5 protein-coding genes and 1 tRNA gene are annotated in these 6,998 nt (G+C 60.7%); all 6 read right to left on the reverse strand.

Translation table 11 applies throughout. The features are described 5' to 3' along the window. Window positions 1–246: 246 nt before the first annotated feature. Window positions 247–336, reverse strand: a tRNA-Ser gene (locus tag ACY69P_RS12355). Between the two features lie 363 nt (window positions 337–699). Beyond that, complete coding sequence (locus tag ACY69P_RS12360; RefSeq protein WP_462327691.1) at window positions 700–1,809, reverse strand: DegT/DnrJ/EryC1/StrS family aminotransferase; 1,110 nt, start codon at window positions 1,807–1,809, stop codon at window positions 700–702. Window positions 1,810–2,012: 203 nt separating this feature from the next. Next, a complete protein-coding gene (locus tag ACY69P_RS12365) occupies window positions 2,013–2,777 on the reverse strand; it encodes an enoyl-ACP reductase FabI (RefSeq protein WP_462327692.1) in 765 nt (254 codons plus the stop codon). Window positions 2,778–2,940: 163 nt separating this feature from the next. After that, entirely contained in the window at window positions 2,941–4,032 is a 1,092-nt protein-coding gene (locus ACY69P_RS12370; RefSeq protein WP_459900087.1) for an NAD(P)H-dependent flavin oxidoreductase, read from the reverse strand. 338 nt (window positions 4,033–4,370) lie between these two features. After that, complete coding sequence (locus tag ACY69P_RS12375) at window positions 4,371–5,270, reverse strand: phosphoribosylaminoimidazolesuccinocarboxamide synthase (protein ID WP_462327693.1); 900 nt, start codon at window positions 5,268–5,270, stop codon at window positions 4,371–4,373. 227 nt (window positions 5,271–5,497) lie between these two features. Next, entirely contained in the window at window positions 5,498–6,805 is a 1,308-nt protein-coding gene (gene hisD, locus ACY69P_RS12380; RefSeq protein WP_462327694.1) for a histidinol dehydrogenase, read from the reverse strand. Between the last annotated feature and the right edge of the window lie 193 nt (window positions 6,806–6,998).

Raw genomic sequence — 6,998 nt, forward strand, 5'->3', positions numbered from 1 at the left:
TATTTTCAGGAGCGGCTTCCGCTCCTGAAAATCCTAAGGATTGTTAAGGAAATTATTTCCTTAACCAGCTCTGCTATCTTGATCTCTAAGGCCCTTCGTCCTTTCAGGCCGAACGACCTAAGAGCTCAAGTCGCCGGAGGCATCTTTTCTCGTCTTCGTCCCTTCGTCCTTTCGTCCTTTCTGCCCCCTGATAAGAAGGCACGAAAAAAGGCTCTCGATAGAATCGAGAGCCTTTTGATGACGATCTGGCGGAGAGGAGAGGATTTGAACCTCCGGTACCTTTCGGTACACACGCTTTCCAGGCGTGCTCCTTAAGCCGGACTCGGACACCTCTCCGCGTCGGGAAAGACTTCTAAGGAAAAGGGGAGCGCTTTGCAACCCCTTTTCCGGGATTTTTTAAAAAAAGTTGAAAGCCGGGGGCTTAGTCGGTCTTGGACGATGTGTCATCCTTGGCGGATGGGTCCTTCTTCTTGGGCTGCCAACTGCAGCTGTCCGAAGCGGGGCCTCAACCGTGAATGCCGAGTTTGGGCAAAATCACTTTGTTGAGGACAACGAAGACTCCCACGATGAGGAGCAGGGTCCAGAGTGCGTCCATAGGTCCTCCGTCTGTTTTGGGGCGGCGCGGTATCGCGCCGCGCTTTCACAGACTGTATATCCTCCTGATGGCGCGTCAATCCCCGGGGTGGACAATCTCGTCGTTTACTGGGCGTAGAAGGCCTTGATGGCGTCGCAGACGGTGCGTACGTCGTCATGATCCATACCCGGGAAAATGGGCAGGCTGAGGATTTCTCCGGCCATCTTCTCGGTGAGGGCGAGGTCGTCCGTGCGGCAGGTGGCCGTCCTATCCACGAACAGCTTCTGCTTGTGTCCGGGGATGGGGTAGTGAATGCCGGTGCCTATTTCGCGCTCGCGCAGATACTGTATGAGCTCTTCGCGGCGGGGGGCGCGGATGACGTAAAGGTGATAGACGTGCGTGCAGCCTTCGCGCTCGTGCGGGGTGGTGACGGGCGTTCCGGCAAGCTGTGTATCGTAAATGGCGGCGATGTCGCGGCGCTGGGCGTTCTCGGTGGCGAGCCTGCCAAGGCGGATGCGCAGAAAGGCGGCCTGCATTTCATCCATGCGGCTGTTGCTGCCTGCGGTGACGCTCTCGTAGCGGCTGGCTTCGCCGTATTGCTTGAGCAGACGGATGCGCTGGTCCAGTTCGGCGTCGGCGCAGCAGATGGCGCCGCCGTCGCCAAGGGCGCCGAGGTTTTTGGTGGGATAGAAGGAAAATGCCGCGGCATCGCCGATTTGTCCGGCGAGGCGGTCCTTGTAGGTGGCGCCGTGGGACTGCGCGCAGTCCTCCAGCAGGGCGACGCCGTTGGCGCGGCAGATTTCCGCGATGGGGTCCATGTCGCAGGACTGGCCGTACAGATGCACGGCCATGACGGCCTTGGTCTTTTGGGACAGCATGCGCTGTACGCTGGCGGGGGCGAGGGTGTATGTGGCCTCGTCGACCTCGGCGAAGACGGGGACGCCTCCTACGGCGAGGACGGCGTGATAGCAGGGCAGCGCCGTATGCGCAGGCAGGATGACCTCGTCGCCGGTGCCAACGCCAAGGGCGCGCAGGGCGAGGATGAGGGCGTCCGTGCCGTTGCCAACGGTGATGGCGTGGTCGCGGCCCAGCCAGTGGGCGAGTTCGTTTTCAAAGGCGTCCACCTCTGGTCCCATGAGGTACCAGCCGCGTCCCATGACGCGTTCGAAGGCTTCGCGCAGGTCGTTTTCAAAGGGCGCGGTTTGCGCCTTGAGGCTATTGAACGGGATTCCCATTGCTTTAACTCCGCTATGGCGGTTGTGGTTATGGTCTGGGGTCTGTGTACCTGCGCGGACGGGCTTTGGCAAATGGGGTAAGCGTTGTGGGCCGAGAGGACGGAAGTGATGAAAAAGGCGGGTGAGGAGGGAGAACGAAAAAGGGGAGACCTGACGGCCTCCCCCGAGATATGCGGCGCATGTGCGCGGCGGCGACGGACGGGCTAGATGCCCATCACGTTGTAGCCAGCATCAACATACATCACTTCGCCCGTCGTGCCGGAGCCAAGGTCCGAGGCAAGATACAGGGCGGCGCGGCCCACGTCTTCCTGCGTGACATTGCGGCCGAGGGGGGCGCGCTCCTCAATGTGCGAGAGGATGGACTTGAAGCCCGAGATGCCGGACGAGGCCAGCGTCTTGATGGGCCCGGCGCTGATGGCGTTGACACGCACACCCTTCTTGCCGAGGTCCGAGGCGAGGTAGCGGACGCTGGATTCCAGCGCGGCTTTGGCAACACCCATGACGTTGTAGTTGGTGATGACCTTTTGGGAGCCGTGATAGGTCATGGTCAGCACGGAGCCGCTTTCGCTGAGCATGTCCTCAAAGGCGTGACAGACGGCAACGAGGGAGTAGGCCGAAACGTCGAGCGCCAGCTTAAAGCCGTCGCGCGAGGTGTCGATAAAGCGTCCCTTCAGGTCGTTGCGGTCGGCGTAGGCGACGGAATGGACGATGATGTCCACATCCCCCCACTGCTCACGAACGTAGTCCGCAGCGCTTGCCACGGCGGCGTCGTCAGAGAGGTCCGCCTTGATGATGAACTCGCCGCCGAGTTCTTCGTTGATGGGTTCTATGCGTTTTTGAACGGCGTCGGATGCGTAGCTGAATGCCAGCCGGGCACCCTGCGCCTTAAATTCCTTGGCCACGGCGTAAGCGATGCTTCGCTGGTTGGCCACGCCGAAGATGAGAGCCTTTTTCCCTTCAAGCAGCATGTGGTTCCTCCTTTTACGGCACCGAACATAAACGTGGCCGCCCGGATAAGCAACCGGGCGGCCATGGGAAACTGCAATTCTTTACGCTATGTGCGTGGCGGCGGCAAGAACCTTTGGGGCGGGAAGGCCCCTTTTGACGCCGCTGCAAGGGGTGTGGGGCGTGCTAGGCAAGAGCGGGCTCCTGCCGCGCAGCGATGAATTCTGCCTTGAGGGTGTCCATCAGTTCGCGCACGGAGATAATTTCCTTGATGCGGTGAACGTTGGCACCGGCAAAGGCGAAGCCGTGTTTCAGCTTGCCCTTCTTGGCATTGGCGAGGGCCACGGCAATGCAGTAGGGGCTTTTGGTATAGTCGCAGGTCTTGATGCAGTGGAAGGGGCATTTAAAGGGCTTGCGCTTGCCGTTTTCCACATCATCAATGAACGGGCTGCGAATGGCGCGGCCGGGCATGCCCACCGGGCTTTTGATGATTTTGATGTCATCCTTTGTGGCGTCTACGTAGGCCTGCTTGAAGGCGTGGTCAGCGTCGCATTCGTGGGTGGCGACAAAACGGGTGCCCATTTGCACTCCCGAGGCGCCGCGGTCCAGCATGGCGCTGATGTCCGCGCCGGTATACACGCCGCCTGCGGCGATGATTGGAATGTGCGCGCCGTGTTCTTCCTCAAAGGGTTTGACCGCGTCCACAACATCATCAACAAGATTTTCAACGCGGAACTCGGGGTTGTCGAGGTCTTCCGCCTTGAAACCCAGGTGGCCGCCAGCCTTGGGGCCTTCCACAACAAAGCCGTCGGGCAGGTAGTCGAACTTGGCGAGCCATTTTTTGCAGATGACTTTGGCCGCACGCCCGGAGCTGACAATGGGCACAAGGCGGGTTTTGGTCTCATCCGAGAGATATTTGGGCAGGTCAAGAGGCAGTCCGGCACCGGAGAAGATGACGTCCGCACCTTCCTTGATGGAGGTCTTGACCATGTCAGCGAAGTTGGTGAGGGCAACCATGACGTTGACGCCGATGATGCCGTCCGTCTTTTCGCGGGCGGTGCGGATTTCGCGCGCGAGGGCGCGGCGGTTTGCCTCGTCGGGGTTTTGGGCCAGGTCCGGTTCGTTTTGGCCGATCATGGCCGCAGCGATAACGCCAACGCCGCCCTGATTAGCCACTGCCGAAGCAAGACCGGACAACGAAATGCCAACGCCCATGCCACCTTGGACAATGGGGATACGCGCCACGAGGTCGCCGATGTGCAGCTCCGGCATTTTGATGTCCGGGAATTTGATCTCCGGCATCTTCATTTCAGGAACCTTGAACTCGGGCATGCGCAGTTCGGAGATTTTCATGGAACTCCTTCCAGAATTTGTATTGACTAAATTGCTTGCGCAACCATCACGGTGTGAAATTAAGTGCGCGCAATGGATGTGCACCGCCGTTATGTACCCCAGCGGCGCAGATGTCAAGGAATGGCGCAGTGGTGGTGGGCGTGGAGGGAGGACGGTAGAGGAGAAAAAGGCGGGGAATGCCGCAGAGATAAAAGGCCCGCAGCGGGGCTGCGGGCCTTTGGAGACTGTGGGCGCGGACGCGGGGCGTGCGCCTGGTGCGGCGGCTAGACCGTGGTGAACGGCTTGCCGGTGAGGTGTTGGTAGGCCTCGGCGTACTTGGCGCCGGTCTTTTCGATGACCTCGCTTGTCAGCGTGGGCGGCGGCGGAGTCTTGTCCCAGTCCTGCTTGGAGAGCCAGTCGCGCAGGTACTGCTTGTCAAAGCTGGGCTGGGTGACGCCGGGAGCGTAGCCCTGCATGGGCCAGAAGCGCGAGGAATCGGGCGTGAGGACTTCGTCAATGAGGGTAAGGTGGCCGTCCACCATGCCGAACTCAAATTTGGTGTCCGCAATGAGGATGCCCTTCTCCGCAGCAAAGTCGCGGGCGCGGGAGTAGATGTCCAGCGAGGTGGTCTGCACCTTGTCCAGCAGGTCGGCGCCGATGAGGTCACGGGCCTGCGTCAGGGTGATGTTTTCGTCATGCTCGCCAAGCTCGGCCTTGGTGGAGGGCGTGAACAGCGGCTCGGGGAGCTTTTCGGATTCCTGCAGGCCGTCCGGCAGGGGATAGCCGCAGACGGAACCCGTGCGCTGGTAGTCCTTCCAGCCGGAGCCGGTGATGTAGCCGCGGACGATGCATTCGATGGGCAGAGGCTTCGCCTTCTTGACGATGACGGCGCGGCCTTCCAGTTCCTCGGCGTAGGGCGCGAGGGCTTCGGGGAAGTCGGCGACATCAGAGGCAATGAGGTGGTTCGGGACGATGTTTTTGAACATCTCCATCCAGAACATGGTGATCTGGTTCAGGATGACGCCCTTGAACGGGATGGGTTCGTTCATGATGACGTCAAAGGCGGACATGCGGTCCGTGGTGACGATGAGGAGTCGGTCCTCGGCGAGGTCGTAGATGTCACGCACCTTGCCACGTGAAGTCAGGGGAAATTCCTTGATTTGAGTCTCGGTCACGACCTTCATGGAATCGTTCTCCTTCATAAAGGATATGATGGTTGGCGGTGTGCACTGCATAATAGAAAAAGAAACGGTTTGGAACCCCCGTTTTTGCAGTGATTTCCGCTTTTGTGCAGGACAGGAAAGAAAAATTGCGGGGCCGGTGCGTTGGGGCGGTGGCTCCGCAGGGTGCCGCATCTGGTCAGGGCGGCAAAGAGAAGCCCCCGCTCAGCAGGCGAGCGGGGGCTTGGACATTATTTGGTGAAGCGTTTCTCCACACTGCGCGCGTGGGCTTCCAATCCTTCAAGGCGCGCAAGGCGGGCGATTTTGCTGCCATGGGCGGCTGTGAAGCTTGGCTGTGTCGCAATGACGCTGGAGCGCTTGAGGAACGTCTGAACCGACAAGGCCGAGGAGAAGCGCGCGGTGCCCAGCGTGGGCAGAACGTGATTCGGTCCGGCGAAATAGTCGCCGACGGGTTCCGGGGCGTGGTGCCCCATGAAAATGGCACCCGCATGGCGGATGTGGCCGAGCAGGGCCCATGGGTCGTCAACAGCAAGCTCAAGATGCTCCGGAGCGATGCGGTTAACGATGTCTGTGGCGGTTTCGAGGCTGTCGCAGGTAATGATGGCGCCCCAGTCCCGCAGGGATTGTGCGGCAATCTCGGTGCGGGGGAGTTCCTGAAGCTGTCTGGACAGCGCTTCCCGAACGTGCCCGGCCAGGCCTTCGTCGGTGGTGACGAGGACGGCAGAGGCGAGGGCGTCGTGCTCCGCCTGCGACAGCATATCTGCCGCCAGCCATTCAGGGTCGGCGGAGGCGTCAGCGAGAATGGTGATTTCGCTCGGTCCGGCAATCATGTCGATACCCACGCGGCCTGTCAGCAGGCGTTTGGCCGTGGTGACAAAGATGTTGCCCGGCCCGGCGATGACATCAACGGGCGTAATGGTTTGCGTGCCGTGAGCCAGCGCGGCGATACCCCACGCGCTTCCGGCGCGGACGATATCCGTAATGCCAAGGATGTGGGCTGTTGCAAGAAGTGTGGGGTTCAGCGTGCCGTCGGGGCGCGGCGGGGACACCACAGTAATATTCTGCACGCCAGCAACCTGCGCCGGGATGGCGTTCATCAGCAGGCTGGAGATAAGCGGCGTCTGCCCGCCCTGACCACCGGGCACATACAGGCCCACACGGTCCACGGGCGTGACCATCTGGCCGAGGATGGTGCCGTCGGCCTGTGTGGTCCACCACGAGTTTTCCTTCTGGCGTTCGTGAAAGGCGCGGATGTTGGCGACGGCTTCACGGATGATAGCAAGGTCCTCGGCCGGAACCTCACGCAGGGCGGCTTCACATTCATGATGATGCACATGCAGATGCTCGGCGGTGAGGGTGTCGCAGTCGAACTTGCGTCCATATTCCGCAATGGCTTCGTCGCCGCGCTCCCGGACATCGGCAAGGATGTCGAGCACAAGAGCGTCAACGTCGTGTCCGGGATTGTCGCGTCCGGACAGCCACTGGCGGATACCGTCGAAATCTTCGGGACCGCAATAGGCGATCTTCCGGCAGGGCATGATGCATCTCCTTAGGATGGATTGATGAATGTGCGGCCTGAAAAGCCGCGCCGTTGTAACGTCTGGACAGAGAGATATAGGAGAGAGCCGGGGAAAAGTCGAGAGGGGATGTTGTGTGTGGGGGGGAGGGGAGGGGAGGGGAGGAGAAAGGGGAGGTGATGGGAAGCCTTGTGAGGCGCGGGGGTGCGTCTGG

The sequence above is a fragment of the Desulfobaculum sp. genome, from assembly GCF_054921475.1.

Coding starts and splice junctions, on each gene's coding strand:
- ACY69P_RS12360 (WP_462327691.1), bottom strand. CDS start 1,809: ATGGGAATCCCGTTCAATAGCCTCAAGGCGCAAACCGCGCCCTTTGAA.
- ACY69P_RS12365 (WP_462327692.1), bottom strand. CDS start 2,777: ATGCTGCTTGAAGGGAAAAAGGCTCTCATCTTCGGCGTGGCCAACCAG.
- ACY69P_RS12375 (WP_462327693.1), bottom strand. CDS start 5,270: ATGAAGGTCGTGACCGAGACTCAAATCAAGGAATTTCCCCTGACTTCA.
- hisD (WP_462327694.1), bottom strand. CDS start 6,805: ATGCCCTGCCGGAAGATCGCCTATTGCGGTCCCGAAGATTTCGACGGT.